The sequence below is a fragment of the Streptomyces yunnanensis genome (assembly GCF_029011865.1).
Taxonomy (GTDB): domain Bacteria; phylum Actinomycetota; class Actinomycetes; order Streptomycetales; family Streptomycetaceae; genus Streptomyces; species Streptomyces yunnanensis.
This window is the reverse complement of the sequence record NZ_CP095749.1, coordinates 5751617-5766154: the sequence shown is the minus strand read 5'-3', so window position 1 is coordinate 5766154 and position 14538 is coordinate 5751617. Positions and strand designations below refer to the sequence as shown.

The following is a 14538-nucleotide window of genomic DNA, read 5'->3' as shown; positions in this document are numbered from 1 at the left end:
TTTCACGAGCGCGTCCGGCCCCACAGCCGCGGCGCGCCCGCGCTGCACGGGGAGGTGCCGGCCGATGGCGACGACGGTGACGACGGGTTCCAGGGCGAGAGTGGCACGGCGGATCGCGACCGCGGCCGCGTTCGGCGGCGGCGGGGTCGGGCTGCTGGGCGTGGCCGCCGTCGGGCTGCTGCTGACCGAGGTCCGGCTGGCACGGCGCACGGTCGGCGGCTCCAACGACATCCCGCCGTGCGCCGACGGCCGCTACGGCGCGGCCTTCGGCCACCGCACCGACCGCCCCCCGCTGCGCCTGGGCTTCCTCGGCGACTCCACCGCGGCCGGCCAGGGCGTCCACCGCCCCTCCCAGACGCCCGGCGCGCTGCTCGCCTCCGGCCTGGCCGCGCTCGCCGAACTCCCCGTCGACCTGCGCAACGTGGCGCTGCCCGGCGCCCGGTCCGACGACCTGCCCCGCCAGGTGGAGCTGTTGCTGGCGAGCGGCGAGGAGACCCCCGACGTCTGCGTCATCATGATCGGCGCCAACGACGTCACCCGCCGCCTGCCGCCCGCGGAGTCGGTGCGGCACCTGTCCGAGGCGGTGCGCGTGCTGCGCACGGCGGGCTGCGAGGTGATCGTCGGCACCTGCCCCGACCTGGGCACCATCGAGCCGGTCTACCAACCGCTGCGGTGGGTGGCCCGCCGGCTCTCCCGGCAGCTGGCCGCCGCCCAGACCATCGGCGTGGTCGAGAACGGCGGCCGGACGGTCTCGCTCGGCGCGCTGCTCGGCCCGGAGTTCGAGGCGCGCCCCCGGGAGCTGTTCGGCCCGGACAACTACCACCCCTCGGCGGAGGGGTACGCCACCGCCGCGATGGCGGTGTTCCCGACGCTGTGCGCGGCCCTCGGGCTGTGGCCCGAGGAGGAGCGGCCGGAGCCGGCCCGGCGCGAGGGCATCCTCCCCGTCGAGCAGGCCGCGGCCCGGGCCGCCTCCGAGGGCGGCACGGAGGTCACCGCCTCCCGCCGCGCCCCCTGGGCCCTGCTCAAGCACCGCCGGCGCCGTCAGCTTCCGGCGCCGGAGGAGGACCCGGCGGACCGGCCGTCGGTCACCGGATAGGCGGGTCCGCGCCGTCCCGTCGTCGGCCCGGTGCGGCGGGCGCGCGGGCCTGGGGCGCCTCCCGGCGTCGGTCGGGGGGAGCGACGAACGGCGGGCGGGGCGTGGCGGACCCGTCCTGGGCCCACCGGCGCACGTCAGGGGGCGCGGAGCGGCCTCCGGGCGCCCGCGCGGGAATAGCCGGCGTCCGTTCCCCCGTTCCCCATAAGCGCTCGCTTAGAAAAGAGGCCCGCATCACAGCGCGCACCCCGTGACCTCTTGCCGTACGTGCAGGTAACTTCCCTGACGGTCCGCCTTGTTCCGCCACCCACCGCCCGGCCCCGGTCGCACGGCGGGGCGTCGGACGCCGCACCTACACACCCTTGGAGCCGTGATGCCCGAAGCCGTGATCGTCTCAGCCGCCCGCTCCCCGATCGGCCGCGCCTTCAAGGGCTCCCTCAAGGACCTGCGCCCCGACGACCTCACCGCGAAGATCATCGAGACCGCCCTCGCCAAGGTCCCCGAGCTCGACCCGACCGACATCGACGACCTGATGCTCGGCTGCGGTCTGCCCGGCGGCGAGCAGGGCCACAACCTCGGCCGCATCGTGGCCGTCCAGATGGGGATGGACCACCTCCCGGGCTGCACCATCACCCGCTACTGCTCCTCCTCGCTCCAGACGACCCGGATGGCGCTGCACGCCATCAAGGCCGGCGAGGGCGACGTCTTCATCTCGGCGGGCGTCGAGATGGTCTCGCGCAGCGTCAAGGGCACCTCCGACGGTCTGCCCGACACCCACAACCCGCTCTTCGCGGACGCCGAGGCGCGCACCGCCGCCCGCGCCCAGCAGGAGGGCGCGGACTGGCACGACCCGCGCGAGGACGGCCTGGTCCCGGACGCGTACATCGCGATGGGCCAGACCGCGGAGAACCTCGCCCGCCTCAAGGGCGTCACCCGCCAGGACATGGACGAGTTCGGCGTCCGGTCCCAGAACCTCGCCGAGCAGGCGATCAAGAACGGCTTCTGGGAGCGGGAGATCACCCCGGTCGAGCTCCCGGACGGCACGGTCGTCTCCAAGGACGACGGCCCGCGCGCCGGTGTCTCGCTGGAGGGCGTCCAGGGCCTCAAGCCGGTCTTCCGCCCCGACGGCCTGGTCACCGCCGGCAACTGCTGCCCGCTGAACGACGGCGCCGCCGCGCTCGTGATCATGTCCGACACCAAGGCGCGCGAACTGGGCCTGACCCCGCTGGCCCGGATCGTCTCCACCGGCGTCTCCGGCCTCTCCCCCGAGATCATGGGGTACGGCCCGGTCGAGGCCAGCAAGCAGGCGCTCCGGCGCGCCGGCCTGTCGGTCTCCGACATCGACCTGGTCGAGATCAACGAGGCGTTCGCCGCCCAGGTGATCCCCTCCTACCGCGACCTGGGCATCGACCTGGACCGGCTGAACGTCAACGGCGGCGCGATCGCCGTCGGCCACCCCTTCGGCATGACCGGCGCCCGGATCACCACCACCCTGATCAACTCCCTCCAGTGGCACGACAAGCAGTTCGGCCTGGAGACCATGTGCGTCGGCGGCGGCCAGGGCATGGCGATGGTCATCGAGCGGCTGAGCTGAGTCGCAGCGGCGGGTGGGGCCGGGCGCGCCCGGCACCGCGCACCGCAGCGCACGCGCGTACCTGAAGGGTGCGCGGGGAAAACGGACCAACTCCCGTCCCCCGCGCACCCTTCGCTGCCGTTCGGACACGTTCCGCGACGGCGCGTGACCCAGGCCACTCGGTGACAAGATCGCGACCCAATCGCCCCCAGGATTGTGACCAACATCCCGGGGAAGCAGCGTTTTTGCAGCTCAGCCAGGGGGCACCCCACCGCAGGAGCCCCCAAGGGGGCACCATTTCAGGACATACCACCCTGCGAACAGTCGCCGACGTCCGTCACGCTGTTGTAGGAAGTCCGAGAACAATCTGCTAACGGGAGTACGCCGGTGACCGGTCCACGACAGTGTGGGCGTATGCCCGGAAGTGAGCGAACCACCGAAAGGTGCGCGCCTCGTGCATGCGAGGCCGAGCGAAGCGAGGTTTCGGCATGACTGTCACCACCCTCGTCCTGCTGCTGGCCGCGGCGGTCGCCGTGGTGCTGGGCGCCGTCGCCCTGTACACCGCCCGTGCGCTGCGCGGCCAGCTCACCGCGCTGCACGCCGAGCTGGTCGCCGCCCGCGCGGACGCGGCCACCCGCGCCGAGGCCGCGCAGGTGGCCGCCGCGGCGGTGCCCGCCGCCCGCGGGGTGCCGGCCGTCGAGACCCCGCTCGCGGACATACGCGCCGCCGTCGCGGACGCGCTGGCCGAGGAGCGGGAGCGGGAGCTGGCCGAGGCGCGCGCCTTCTGGGCCGCGCAGGAGGCCCGGGACTCCCTGAACGCGGCGGACGCCCCGTCGCTGTCCGGCCCGCTGTCCGCCCTCGGCGAGGACGGCCCGCTCGACGGCCGTGAGGGGCGCCGGGAGCCGTCCGAGCGGCTGGAGCTGGACCGGTTCGACAGCCAGCCGTTCGTGCCGCGCCAGGCGGACCTGGCCGGGCTGGAGTCGCTGCTGGGCCCGGACGCCCTGGAGCCGCTGCCGGCGCTGGAGCCCGTCGAGGCCCTGGAGTCGTTGGAGGCCCTGGAGTCCGTCGAGGCGCTGGAGGCACTGGACACGCCGGAGTTCGAGCGGGCGGAACCCACCGAGCCCGCCGAGTCCGCCGAGCTGGCCGCCGCCCGCCGGCGCCACCCCTCGCACCCGGACTTCTCCCCCGTCCCGGCCATCGGCGACCACGAGCGCACCGTGGCGCGCCTGACGGAGCTGGCCCGCGAGGGCACCCCGCTCGCCGACGTCCGCCCCGGCCCGCTGGGCACGCTCGACGTGTACGTCTTCACCGACGGCACCACGCTCTGTCTGACCCCCGGGCACCGGGAGACCGCCGAGAGCGTGGCCGCCGCGCTGCGCGACGGCCACGCCCCGGTGCTGCTGGGCGGCTCGGGCATCTCCGGCGCCTACGCGCTGACGTTCTCCTGGGGCGAGCGCCGCAACGAGAGCGTCTACATCCTCGCCGACCGGGTCATCGCCTCGCTCTGAGCCGCCTCCCGGACACGGCGCACGGCCTCCGCCAACTGCTCGGCGGGGGCCGCTTTCACGTCACCTTCCGCCGCGCCCCGCCCGTCGGCCGCGCCGCCCTCGGGCGCGCCGGCGGCGGCCCGCAGTGCCTCGACGAGGTCGTGTCCGGCCACGGCGAGTTGGTCGCCGACCGCGAACATCCCGGCGTCCGGGAGTTCCCTGGGCCGCTCCCCGGGGCGTTCGATCCGCTGCGCGCGGGCCGTCAACTCCCGCGCCAGCGCCAGCCCTTCGGCGGCGGCGCCGCGGCGCAGGGCGCTCTGCGGCAGCGCCCGGAGGCGGTCGGCGAGCGCGTCCACGGCGGTCTGCAAAGGCGTCACGTCAAGCACGGCGTGAGCCTAAGCGCAACTCCCGGGTGGTTGCCAATGCCGGAACGCTCAGGCACGGTGAGCGGAAGAACCAGCATCGACCGCGTCCGGAGGCGCCGATGTCTCAGTCCTTCTCCGAAGAGACCCACCAGAACATGCTCTCCCGCATCCCGCACTGCACCGGTCGGGATATCGCCGAATGGCTCCGCACCGTCGACGAAGGCCCCGCTCTCATCCGCTTCGACGAAAAGGTCAGCTGGCTGCGCGGCGCGCACAACCTCTCCCATGGCCACGCCAAGGCGATCGTCCATGAACACGATCTCCGGCGCGCCGCGCGCAAGTTCTGAAATCCGGGCCCGGGAGGAGTCCCGGTATGCGCGAGGGGCCCGTGGGCGGTCGCCCACGGGCCCCTCGTCCGCTCATGCGGGGTGTCAGTCGCGCAGGATCGAGATCAGCCGCAGCATCTCCCAGTAGATCCACACCAGGGTCGTGGTCAGGCCGAACGCGGCCAGCCAGGACTCCTCGCGCGGCGCGCCGTAGGCGACGCCGTCCTCGACCTGCTTGAAGTCCATGGCGAGGAAGAGCGCGCCGAGGACCACGCCCACGACGCCGAAGAGGATGCCCAGGCCGCCGCTGCGGAAGCCGAGGCCGTCACCCCCGCCGAACACCATGAACAGCAGGTTGACCAGCGACAGCATCAGGAAGCCCAGCGCCGCGATCATCACGAAGCGGGTGAACCGCGCGGTGACCCGGATGATCCGGGTCTTGTAGGCGACGAGCATGGCGACGAACACCGCCATCGTGCCCAGCACCGCCTGCATGGGGGCGCCGTTCAGCTTCGGCAGGTCGTTGATGAAGCCGCTGAGCGCGCCCAGGAAGACGCCCTCCAGTGCCGCGTAGCCGAGGATCAGCGCGGGGGACGGCTTGCGCTTGAAGGACTGGATGAAGCCCAGCACCGTGGCGGCCAGGCCGGCGCCGATCGCGAAGGCGAGCTGTCCGGTGAGGAACAGCCAGCCGACGGTGGCGCCGGCGATGACCGTGCCGAGCGTCAGGCCCGTGCGCGCGACGACGTCGTCCATCGTCATCGGGCGGGTCTGCGGGGTGTGCTGCGGTGTGTACTGCGGCGCCTCGGTGGCGTACGGATTGGCTCCGGCGTACGGGTTGGCTCCGGCGTACTGGGTGGCGGTGGGGCCCCCGGCCTGCGCGTTGAAGCCCGCGTAGCCGGTGCCTCGGCTGAACCCCCGTCGCGAGAAGACCGGGTTGCTGCTCCTCATCTCACTCCTCCATGGCCGCCCTGCGCGGCCTTGACGCAAGCGTAATGGCTTGGCAAAGACGCGTCTCTCGTTCCTGGGCAGGATCTTCCCTCGTCCCACGGATGACACGTCCTCTGCAGAGAGGACGTCCGAGAGCCCGCGGAGGTGCCCGGGCGGGCACGCCAACTACCGGATCGCGACGTGTTCGTCACATCTGCCGCTGTGTCATGTGCCACTCCGCGGGCCACCGGGCGGTCGGAGCGGGCCGTCAGATAGTCCGGACAAAATCCGGGTAATCGATCTTTTCCCGTCCCCGTCGAACGGGCATTTCCCCACACCGTCAACTCCGGGACCCCGGGGTCACCGGCATGATCCGAATCCGATAAATGTCTGATCACCGGAGGCCAGGGCAACCGATTGACCAGAGTCGTCGTCATACTGGCTAGCCGGTACCTGCCCTTCCACGGGCAGTACCCCGTCACCACGTGTAGCGGTCCGGGTGCGGGTGGTCGTAAACCCCGTGTGCAGATGGGGCTATTCTGGCCGGAAACAGCAGCGAAAGAGGGTTGAGGTGCCTGTGCCTGACGTCTCAGTAGTCGTCATTGTCTACAACGACGCCGACCGGTTGCCGACCGCGGTCCAGTCCGTGCTGGATCAGACACTGCGGGACGTCGAGGTGGTGATCGTCGACGACTGCAGCACCGACCGTTCTTTCGAGGTCGCGCAGGCGCTCGCGGCCACCCATCCCGAGCGGGTCAGAGCCTTCCAGCTGCCGGAGAACAGCGGTGCCGGCGGCGAGCCGCGGAACCTCGGCATTCAGCACACCCGGGGACAGTACGTCATGTTCCTGGACAGTGACGACGTCCTGGAACACAACGCCTGCCGCAATTTGCTGGAGGCCGCCGAGGAAACCGACTCGGACATCGTCTCCGGTCTGTGTGTCCGAATCCACAAGGACACCCGGAACCAGAAGCGTGACGAGTGGTACGCCTGGCTGTATTCCACGACTCGCACCTTTGAGTCCGTTACGGAATTGCCGGACCTTTTTGTGTGGGACACCCTCTCCACCAACAAGTGCTACCGCCGCGAATTCCTCATCGAGAACGATCTCCGCTTCCCCAAGGGGATGTTCTACGAGGACCTGATGTTTATCGCCGACGCCTACCTCGCGGCGAAGCGCATCACGCTGATTCCCAATCAGGTCTACTTCTGGAACGTCTTCGAGAAGGCCGCCGTGAAGTCGGTGACGAACCGACGGCACGAAATGACCAACTACATCCACCGGCTGGAGGTCCACCGGCGGATCGACGCCCTGCTGGCCGAGCGCGGCCTGAGCGAGATGAAGCTCGCCAAGGACGTCAAGTTCCTCAAGCACGACCTGGTGCTCCACCTGCGGGACCTGCCCTTCCGCGACGAGGCGTACCGCCAGGAGTTCGCCGCGCTCTCCCAGGAGTACCTCGCCGACCTCGCGCCCGAGGCGTACGAGCGGGTCCTGCCGATACAGGCCATCTGCGCCTACCTGCTCCAGAAGGGCGACTGGGACAACCTCATCCCGGCGGTCGACACCCTCATCAACCGCGACAAGCTCTCCTCGCCGCTGGCCCAGCACGACGGCCGGATCTACTGGTGCGACGGCCACGTCGACGACGCGTTCGGCCGCCAGGTGCTGGACGTGACCGACATCGGCTACCACGAGAAGCCGGTCAACCAGCTCTTCCTGCGCAACCAGCTCACCCGGTTCTCCGAGGCGGGCAACACCGTCTCGCTGGCCGGCCGGATCACCAACCCGCTCGGTGCGATCCCCGAGGGCGCCAAGCTCGCCGGCCAGCTGGAGTTCAGCGCCCGCCGCCGCAGCCTGCAGTCCTTCACCTTCCCGGTCACCACGCTGCGCCACGAGGGCGACACCGTCGCGTGGGAGACCACCGCGGACGTCACCGCGCGGCTGCGCCCGCTGGGCATCGTCGACACCATCTGGGACGTCCGGCTGCGCCTGACCGTCGACGGGGTGCACACCACGTCGCGGCTGACGGTGGCCGACACCGAGCTGGCCGGCGCGCCGCTGCCGATCCGGCCGCGGCTGACCCGGATGGTCGCCGACCACATCGAGCCGCACATCTCCTCCAAGGGCCACCTGGCGTTCCGCCTGATCAGCGAGGGCCAGAGCGCCGAGCGCGTGCAGGAGCTCATCTCCAGGAGCGTCCACGGCAAGCCGGGCGCGCTGGCCAAGTCCGGCTTCCGCAAGGCCAAGGCGCTGCGCAAGACGCTGACCTCCGGGGACACCAAGCTCCGGGCGTACCACGAGGTCTTCAGCCGGCTGCCGATCAAGAAGCGCACGGTGGTCTTCGAGAGCCACCTGGGCAAGCAGTACAGCGACAGCCCGCGCGCCATCTACGAGGAGATGCGCCGGCAGGGCCTGGAGTTCGAGGCGATCTGGGCCTACGCCGGGTCCCCGAAGGACTTCCCCAAGGACGCCACCCTGGTCAAGCGCTGGTCGCTGCCGTACCTCAAGGCGCTGGCGCAGGCGGAGTTCTGGGTGGACAACCAGAGCTACCCGCTGAAGCTGACCAAGCGCCCCGAGACCACCTACATCCAGACCTGGCACGGCTCGGCGCTGAAGAACATGGGCTTCGACCAGCCCTCGCTCAAGGCGCAGACCCGCCAGCAGCAGGCCGAGCAACAGGCCTCGCTGGACCGTTTCGACCGGTTCGTGTGCCGCACCGAGCACGACGCGCGGACGCTGGCCAAGGCGTTCCGCCTCAAGGAGAAGACCCTGCTGCGGGTCGGCTACCCGCGCAACGACGCCCTGGTCAAGGCCCGGCTGCGGGAGGCCGAACTGGGCCGCCGCGAGCGCGGCCCGCTGGCGGCGGAGCTGGGCATCCCCGCGGACAAGAAGGTGCTGCTGTACGCGCCGACGTTCCGCAAGGCGGGCGGCCGGCACGGCCGGTTCGCGCTCCCCTTCGACGTGGAGCGCTTCGCCGACCAGTTCGGCGACCGCTACGTCCTGCTCGTCCGCTCGCACTACCTCAACCACGTGGTGCTGCCGCCGACCGTGCAGGGCCGGGTGATCGACGTCTCGGCGCGCCACGACATCACCCCGATCCTGGAGCTGGCCGACGGCCTGGTCACGGACTATTCGTCGGTGATGTTCGACTACGCGCTGCTCGACCGGCCGCTGGTGTTCTTCACCTACGACTACGACGAATATGTGCACGAGGGCCGCGGAACGTACTTCGATCTGCTGGAACACGCACCAGGGCCGGTAGTGCGCACCGAGGAGGATTTCTTCGAGGCCGTGGCGTCTTTCGAGTCCCAGCAGCTGGAATACGCCAAGGACCGCAAGGAATTCGTCGCCAAGTTCGGGGAATACGACCAGGGCGACGCCGCACAGAGCATCGTCGACCAGTTCTTTGCGCAGTGGAGCCGTTGATGACCAAGTCGAACGCAGCCGAGCCGCGGGACATCTTCTTCGTCTCCAACAGCGTCAACGAGCTGGGTGGCATCACCAGTTGGTCGCACCAGATGGCGCGCCTGTTCGCCGAGCAGGGCCACCGGGTGCACGTCATCGGGATCGTGCCGCCGCCCGAGGGCCGGGTCCACGAGCTCGGTCCTGATCTGCCGTACCGGACCACCACGCTCTACGACGTGCACCCGCCGAGCGTGCGCCCGGTGCGCGGCCTGCGGGACAAGCTGAACGTCGTCGAGCAGCGCCGCCGGACCGCCCGCGAGGCCGGGATGCACGAGCAGGCCGCGAAGATGACCACGCTGTTCCGGGGCGCGCAGCCGGGCGGCGTGGTGATCGTGACCCAGGTGTGGGCGATGGAGTGGGTGGCGTTGGCCGACACCGCCGGGCTGGCGGTCATCGGAATGAGCCACGAGTCGTTCGAGACCTGCCGCCGGTCGTCCCGGTTCGCCCGCGTCAAGCGGTTTTACCAGGACGTCGACCGGATGTTGCCGCTCACTCGCGAGGACGCGGACAAGTGGATCCGCCAGCGGATGGACAACGTCGGCTTCATGCCGAACCCGCTGCCGTTCTTCCCCGACGTCCCCTCGGACCGGTCCCGGAAGGTCGTGGCGAGCATCGGCCGGCTGCACGAGGAGAAGGGCGTGGACCTGCTCCTGGAGGCGTGGGCGAAGGTCGCGCCGCAGCACCCGGACTGGACGCTGCGGATCTACGGCTCCGGTGAGGAGGCCGAGGCGCTGCGCAAGCAGGCGGCCGAGCTGGGGGTGACCGATTCGGTCGAGTGGATGGGGCGGACCAGCGATGTCGCCGGAGCGCTGCGGGAGAGCGCGGTGTTCGCGCTGAGCTCGCGCGGCGAGGGCTTCCCGCTGGCGCCGATGGAGGCGATGGCCACCGCGGTGCCGTGTGTGGCCTTCGACGTGGCGCCGGGCGTCCGCGAGATCATCACGGACGGCACGGACGGCTTCCTGGCCCCGCCCGGCAACATCACCGAATTCGCCCGGCACCTCGACACCCTGATGTCGGACCAGGAGCTGCGGGACCGGATGGGCGAGACGGCCCGGGAGAACATCCAGCGGTTCTCCACCGACGAGATTGTCGGCCGCTGGGAGGCGCTGTTCGCGCTCGTGGAGCGCTGAGCCGCCACCACGCAATACCGAGGCGGGGCCGCCGGGTTTTCCCGGCGGCCCCGCCTCGTGATACATGTTGAATATTCAGGTATTTACGGGTCTTTGTCCCGCTGCCCGCGGGAAGTGCCCGGAGCCGGACTTGAACCGGCACGGCCCGAAGGCCAGCGAGGTTTAAGCTCGCCGTGTCTGCATTCCACCATCCGGGCGCGGGGTCCCCCATGCCTCCTCACAGAAGGCAGCACGAGCGTAGCCCGCAGCGCACCAGGCGGATCGGCCGCTCATCCCGAGGTTGTCTTATTTTATTGGCAACTGAGGGTGCATCAGTGACCGACAGAGCCTCCGGCACATGCCTGGAGCCCATGTTCGCCGGTGGCCGCGAGAGCGAAATTCGACCCTGAATTGACGAAAATTCGACGCCTCTGCGACGGCGCCCCAACGCCCTCCGCGCGCCCTCCGGCAATGCCCGCCCGGCACCCCACCGGCCCCATCGGCCTCAGGGACGACCTCATACCCAGGGATGACGGAGCGCGGGGAGCTAATCCCTGGGGGTGGCCCAAGGACGGTCACACGGGTTGACGTCCGGGCACGATGCGCTGCCGGACGATGGAAACCGATGTTCCGCCACCCCGCCGCCGCGGTCACCGCGCCGTGCGGGGGCGGCCCGTTCCTCGTCCCGACAGGAGACCCTTCCCGTGACCACCACCCACTCCGGCGTCACCTTCGCCGGCCGCAGCACCGCGGTGGCCGCCCGCGCCACGGATCTCAGCAAGGTCTACGGACAGGGCGAGACCCAGGTGGTCGCCCTGGACGCGGTCTCCGTCGACTTCCGCCAGGCCCAGTTCACCGCGATCATGGGCCCCTCCGGCTCCGGCAAGTCCACGCTGATGCACTGCATGGCCGGCCTGGACGCGATCTCCGGCGGCTCGGCGAAGATCGGCGACATCGAGCTGACCGGGCTGAAGGACAAGAAGCTCACCCAGCTCCGGCGCGACAAGATCGGCTTCGTCTTCCAGGCGTTCAACCTCCTCCCGACCCTCACCGCCCTGGAGAACATCACCCTCCCCATGGACATCGCCGGCCGGAAGCCGGACCGCGCCTGGCTGGAGCGGGTCGTGGAGACCGTCGGCCTCTCCGGCCGGCTCAAGCACCGCCCGAGCCAGCTCTCCGGCGGCCAGCAGCAGCGCGTGGCGGTGGCCCGCGCCCTGGCCTCCCGGCCCGAGATCATCTTCGCCGACGAGCCCACCGGCAACCTCGACTCCCGCTCCGGCGCCGAGGTCCTGGGCTTCCTGCGCAACTCCGTGCGCGAACTGGGCCAGACGGTGGTGATGGTGACCCACGACCCGGTCGCCGCGTCGTACGCGGACCGCGTCATATTCCTCGCCGACGGCCGGATCGTCGACGACATGCCCGACCCCAGCGCCGACATGGTGCTGGAACGCATGCTGGGCTTTTCCGGGGGCGGTCACACCAGCGGCTCCGCCGCGCGGCCCCGCACCCCCGGCCCCGGCGCCACGGGCCGCGTCAGCTGACCGGCAGCAGCCACCTCCCGCACCCCGGACACCCCGGACCACTCCTCCAGGACTGACCCACCCATGTTCCGTACCGCCTTGCGCAATGTGCTCGCGCACAAGGCCCGGCTGCTGATGACCGTGCTCGCCGTGATGCTCGGCGTGGCCTTCGTCTCCGGCACCCTGGTCTTCACCTCCACCCTCTCCGACGCCCTCCAGAACACCGCCCGCAAGGGCTTCGACAACGTCGACGTGGCCATCCAGCGCGGCGGCGCCGAGCGCGCCGACGGCGCCCCCGGGGCCCGCCCCGCGCTCGACCAGAAGCTGCTGGAGACGGCCGCCCACCTGCCGGGCGCCGCCTCCGTCACCGGCACCGTCTCCGGCTTCACCGCCATCGCGGACAAGCACGGCACGATGATCGGCGACGGCTTCTCGACCCTCGGCGGCAACTACTTCCCCGGCCCGAACGGCACCGACGCCCGCTATCCGATGCGCAGCGGCGCCGCCCCCAAGGGCCCGCACGAGATCGCGCTGGACGCCCACACCGCCGACCGCGGCGGCTACAAGGTCGGCGACACCGTCCGGATATCCGTCGACGGCCCGGTCCGGGAGCAGAAGCTGACCGGCGTCTTCGCCACCGACGACGCCCGGGTCGGCGCCGGCGGCAGCCTCGCGCTGTTCGACACCGCCACCGCCCAGAAGCTGTTCGCGGCCCCCGGCCGGTTCGACGAGATCGACATCAAGGCCGCCCCGGGCACCTCCCAGGCGGCGCTGAAGGACGCGGTGGAGAAGGTGCTGCCGCAGGGCACCGAGGCCACCACCGGGCGTCAACTCGCCGACGAGCAGGCCAAGATGATCGCGCAGAGCATGGACGGGATGAAGACCGGCCTGCTCGGCTTCGCCGCCGTCGCGCTCTTCGTCGGCATCTTCATCATCGCCAACACCTTCACCATGCTGGTCGCCCAGCGCACCAAGGAGCTGGCGCTGCTGCGCGCGGTCGGCGCCAGTCGCCGCCAGATCACCCGCTCGGTGCTGACCGAGGCGTTCGTGGTCGGCGCGGTGGCCGCGGTGACGGGCCTGCTGGCCGGTATCGGCATCGGCGCCGCCCTGCGCTCGCTGATGAACGCCACCGGCGCGAAGGTGCCCGACGGCCCGCTGGTGATCTCGCCCAGCACGATCCTGATCGCCCTGGTGGTCGGCATCGTCGTCACGGTCCTGGCCGCCTGGCTGCCCGGCCGCCGGGCCGCGAAGATCCCGCCGGTCGCCGCGATGAACAGCGTGCACGCCACCGCCACCACCAAGTCGCTGGTGGTCCGCAACATCATCGGCGCGCTCTTCGCGGGCGCCGGCACGGCCGCGGTCCTGGTCGCCACCGGGATGTCCGACGGCAAGGTCACCATGGGCGTGGGCGCCGCGCTGCTGCTGATCGGCGTGTTCGTGCTGACGCCGCTGCTGTCCCGCCCGCTGATCGCGCTGGCCTCCCCGGTGCTGCGGCTCTTCGGGATATCCGGCACCCTCGCCCGGCAGAACGCCGTCCGCAACCCGCGCCGGACGGCCGCCACCGCCTCCGCGCTGATGATCGGGCTGACCCTGATCACCGGCCTGACGGTGATCGCCGGCAGCGTGCAGCAGGGCATCGACAAGATGGCCACCTCCGCCCTGAAGGCCGACTACGTCGTCTCCATGGCGACCCGGTCGCCGCTCTCCCCGGACGTGGCGAAGAAGCTCGCGGCCGTGGACGGGGTCACCGCGTCCAGCCCGCTGCGCAACTCCCCGGCCCGCATCGGCGCCGACACCGAGTACCTGACCGGCGTCAACGGCAAGGACTTCGGCCGGCTCACCCAGCTCGACTTCACCGAGGGCGCGCTCGGCACCCTCGACGGCGACCGGGCCGTCGTGGACACCTTCCTCGCCGAGAAGAAGGGCTGGCACGTCGGCTCCCGGCTGCCGGTGACCTTCGAGGACGGCAAGAAGGGCACGCTGGCCATCGGCGGGATCTACCAGGGCAACGAGGTGATCCGAGGCATCATCCTGGACAACGGCACGCTCGCGCCGCACCAGAAGCACGCCACCGACATGCAGGTGATGGTCAAGACCGCGCACGGCGCCACCCCCGAGGCCAAGGACTCCCTGGTCAAGGCGCTCGGCAAGAACCCGGCGATCACCGTCGCGGACAAGAAGGACGTCTCCAACGCCATCGCCCAGACCTTCACGCTGATGCTGAACATGGTCTACGGCCTGCTGGCCATGGCGGTGATCGTGGCGGTGCTCGGCGTCATCAACACCCTGGCGATGTCGGTCTTCGAGCGCTCCCAGGAGATCGGCATGCTGCGCGCCATCGGCCTGGACCGCCGCGGGATCAAGCGGATGGTGCGGCTGGAGTCGCTGGTGATCTCGCTCTTCGGCGGGGTGCTGGGCATCGGCCTGGGCGTGTTCCTCGGCTGGGCGGCCGGCGAGCTGATCAGCGGCTCGCTGCCGACCTACGAGCTGGTGATGCCGTGGGGCCGGATGACCGTCTTCCTCGCGGTGGCCGCGCTGGTGGGCGTCCTGGCCGCGCTGTGGCCGGCGCGCCGGGCGGCGAAGCTCAACATGCTCCAGGCCATCAAGGCGGAGTAGCCGGCAGCCCTCCCGGACGGCCCGAGGGCCCCGTTCCCCCGCCCTGGTGCGGGGGA

10 protein-coding genes and 1 tRNA gene are annotated in these 14538 nt (G+C 71.0%); 8 read left to right on the top strand and 3 right to left on the bottom strand.

Going from position 1 to position 14538, the window contains the following annotated elements:
• Positions 1-64 precede the first annotated feature (64 nt).
• From MOV08_RS25215 to MOV08_RS25205, 3 genes are all read left to right on the top strand, one after another.
• Positions 65-1096 (top strand): SGNH/GDSL hydrolase family protein, encoded by a 1032-nt coding sequence (locus tag MOV08_RS25215; protein WP_078875877.1) that lies wholly within the window; start codon positions 65-67, stop codon positions 1094-1096.
• A 370-nt stretch (positions 1097-1466) separates the two neighbouring features.
• Complete coding sequence (locus MOV08_RS25210; protein WP_275308918.1) at positions 1467-2687, top strand: acetyl-CoA C-acetyltransferase; 1221 nt, start codon at positions 1467-1469, stop codon at positions 2685-2687.
• 467 nt (positions 2688-3154) lie between these two features.
• Positions 3155-4174, top strand: a complete 1020-nt coding sequence (locus tag MOV08_RS25205; protein WP_275308916.1) for a hypothetical protein — start codon at positions 3155-3157, stop codon at positions 4172-4174.
• Here the strand turns inward: MOV08_RS25205 and MOV08_RS25200 are convergent.
• Positions 4138-4539, bottom strand: a complete 402-nt coding sequence (locus MOV08_RS25200) for a hypothetical protein (protein WP_275308914.1) — start codon at positions 4537-4539, stop codon at positions 4138-4140. The genes MOV08_RS25205 and MOV08_RS25200 overlap by 37 nt on opposite strands.
• A 98-nt stretch (positions 4540-4637) precedes the next feature.
• Between MOV08_RS25200 and MOV08_RS25195 the strand changes: the two genes are divergently transcribed.
• On the top strand, positions 4638-4865 hold the full coding sequence (locus MOV08_RS25195) for a DUF4287 domain-containing protein (RefSeq protein ID WP_039635780.1): 228 nt from the start codon (positions 4638-4640) through the stop codon (positions 4863-4865).
• An 84-nt stretch (positions 4866-4949) separates the two neighbouring features.
• Here MOV08_RS25195 and MOV08_RS25190 read toward each other — a convergent pair whose 3' ends face one another.
• A complete protein-coding gene (locus MOV08_RS25190) occupies positions 4950-5792 on the bottom strand; it encodes a Bax inhibitor-1/YccA family protein (RefSeq protein WP_275308912.1) in 843 nt (280 codons plus the stop codon).
• 556 nt (positions 5793-6348) lie between these two features.
• On the opposite strand from MOV08_RS25190, the gene MOV08_RS25185 reads away from it, so the two are divergent.
• On the top strand, positions 6349-9198 hold the full coding sequence (locus tag MOV08_RS25185) for a bifunctional glycosyltransferase/CDP-glycerol:glycerophosphate glycerophosphotransferase (RefSeq protein ID WP_275311884.1): 2850 nt from the start codon (positions 6349-6351) through the stop codon (positions 9196-9198).
• Positions 9198-10367, top strand: a complete 1170-nt coding sequence (locus tag MOV08_RS25180; RefSeq protein ID WP_067350679.1) for a glycosyltransferase — start codon at positions 9198-9200, stop codon at positions 10365-10367. Before MOV08_RS25185 ends, MOV08_RS25180 begins: the two co-directional genes overlap by 1 nt.
• A 115-nt stretch (positions 10368-10482) precedes the next feature.
• Here the strand turns inward: MOV08_RS25180 and MOV08_RS25175 are convergent.
• A tRNA-Leu gene (locus tag MOV08_RS25175) sits at positions 10483-10564 on the bottom strand.
• Between the two features lie 486 nt (positions 10565-11050).
• Between MOV08_RS25175 and MOV08_RS25170 the strand changes: the two genes are divergently transcribed.
• Both MOV08_RS25170 and MOV08_RS25165 read left to right on the top strand, forming a co-directional pair.
• Positions 11051-11887, top strand: coding sequence for an ABC transporter ATP-binding protein (locus MOV08_RS25170; RefSeq protein WP_275308910.1), 837 nt, complete (start codon positions 11051-11053; stop codon positions 11885-11887).
• 63 nt (positions 11888-11950) lie between these two features.
• Positions 11951-14482 (top strand): ABC transporter permease, encoded by a 2532-nt coding sequence (locus tag MOV08_RS25165; protein WP_275308908.1) that lies wholly within the window; start codon positions 11951-11953, stop codon positions 14480-14482.
• The last annotated feature ends 56 nt before the right edge of the window (positions 14483-14538 follow it).

What these genes read in the sequence shown, in the direction of transcription:
- MOV08_RS25215 (WP_078875877.1), top strand. Translation starts at nt 65, where the DNA reads ATGGCGACGACGGTGACGACGGGTTCCAGGGCGAGAGTGGCACGGCGG.
- MOV08_RS25210 (WP_275308918.1), top strand. Translation starts at nt 1,467, where the DNA reads ATGCCCGAAGCCGTGATCGTCTCAGCCGCCCGCTCCCCGATCGGCCGC.
- MOV08_RS25205 (WP_275308916.1), top strand. Translation starts at nt 3,155, where the DNA reads ATGACTGTCACCACCCTCGTCCTGCTGCTGGCCGCGGCGGTCGCCGTG.
- MOV08_RS25195 (WP_039635780.1), top strand. Translation starts at nt 4,638, where the DNA reads ATGTCTCAGTCCTTCTCCGAAGAGACCCACCAGAACATGCTCTCCCGC.
- MOV08_RS25190 (WP_275308912.1), bottom strand. Translation starts at nt 5,792, where the DNA reads ATGAGGAGCAGCAACCCGGTCTTCTCGCGACGGGGGTTCAGCCGAGGC.
- MOV08_RS25180 (WP_067350679.1), top strand. Translation starts at nt 9,198, where the DNA reads ATGACCAAGTCGAACGCAGCCGAGCCGCGGGACATCTTCTTCGTCTCC.
- MOV08_RS25165 (WP_275308908.1), top strand. Translation starts at nt 11,951, where the DNA reads ATGTTCCGTACCGCCTTGCGCAATGTGCTCGCGCACAAGGCCCGGCTG.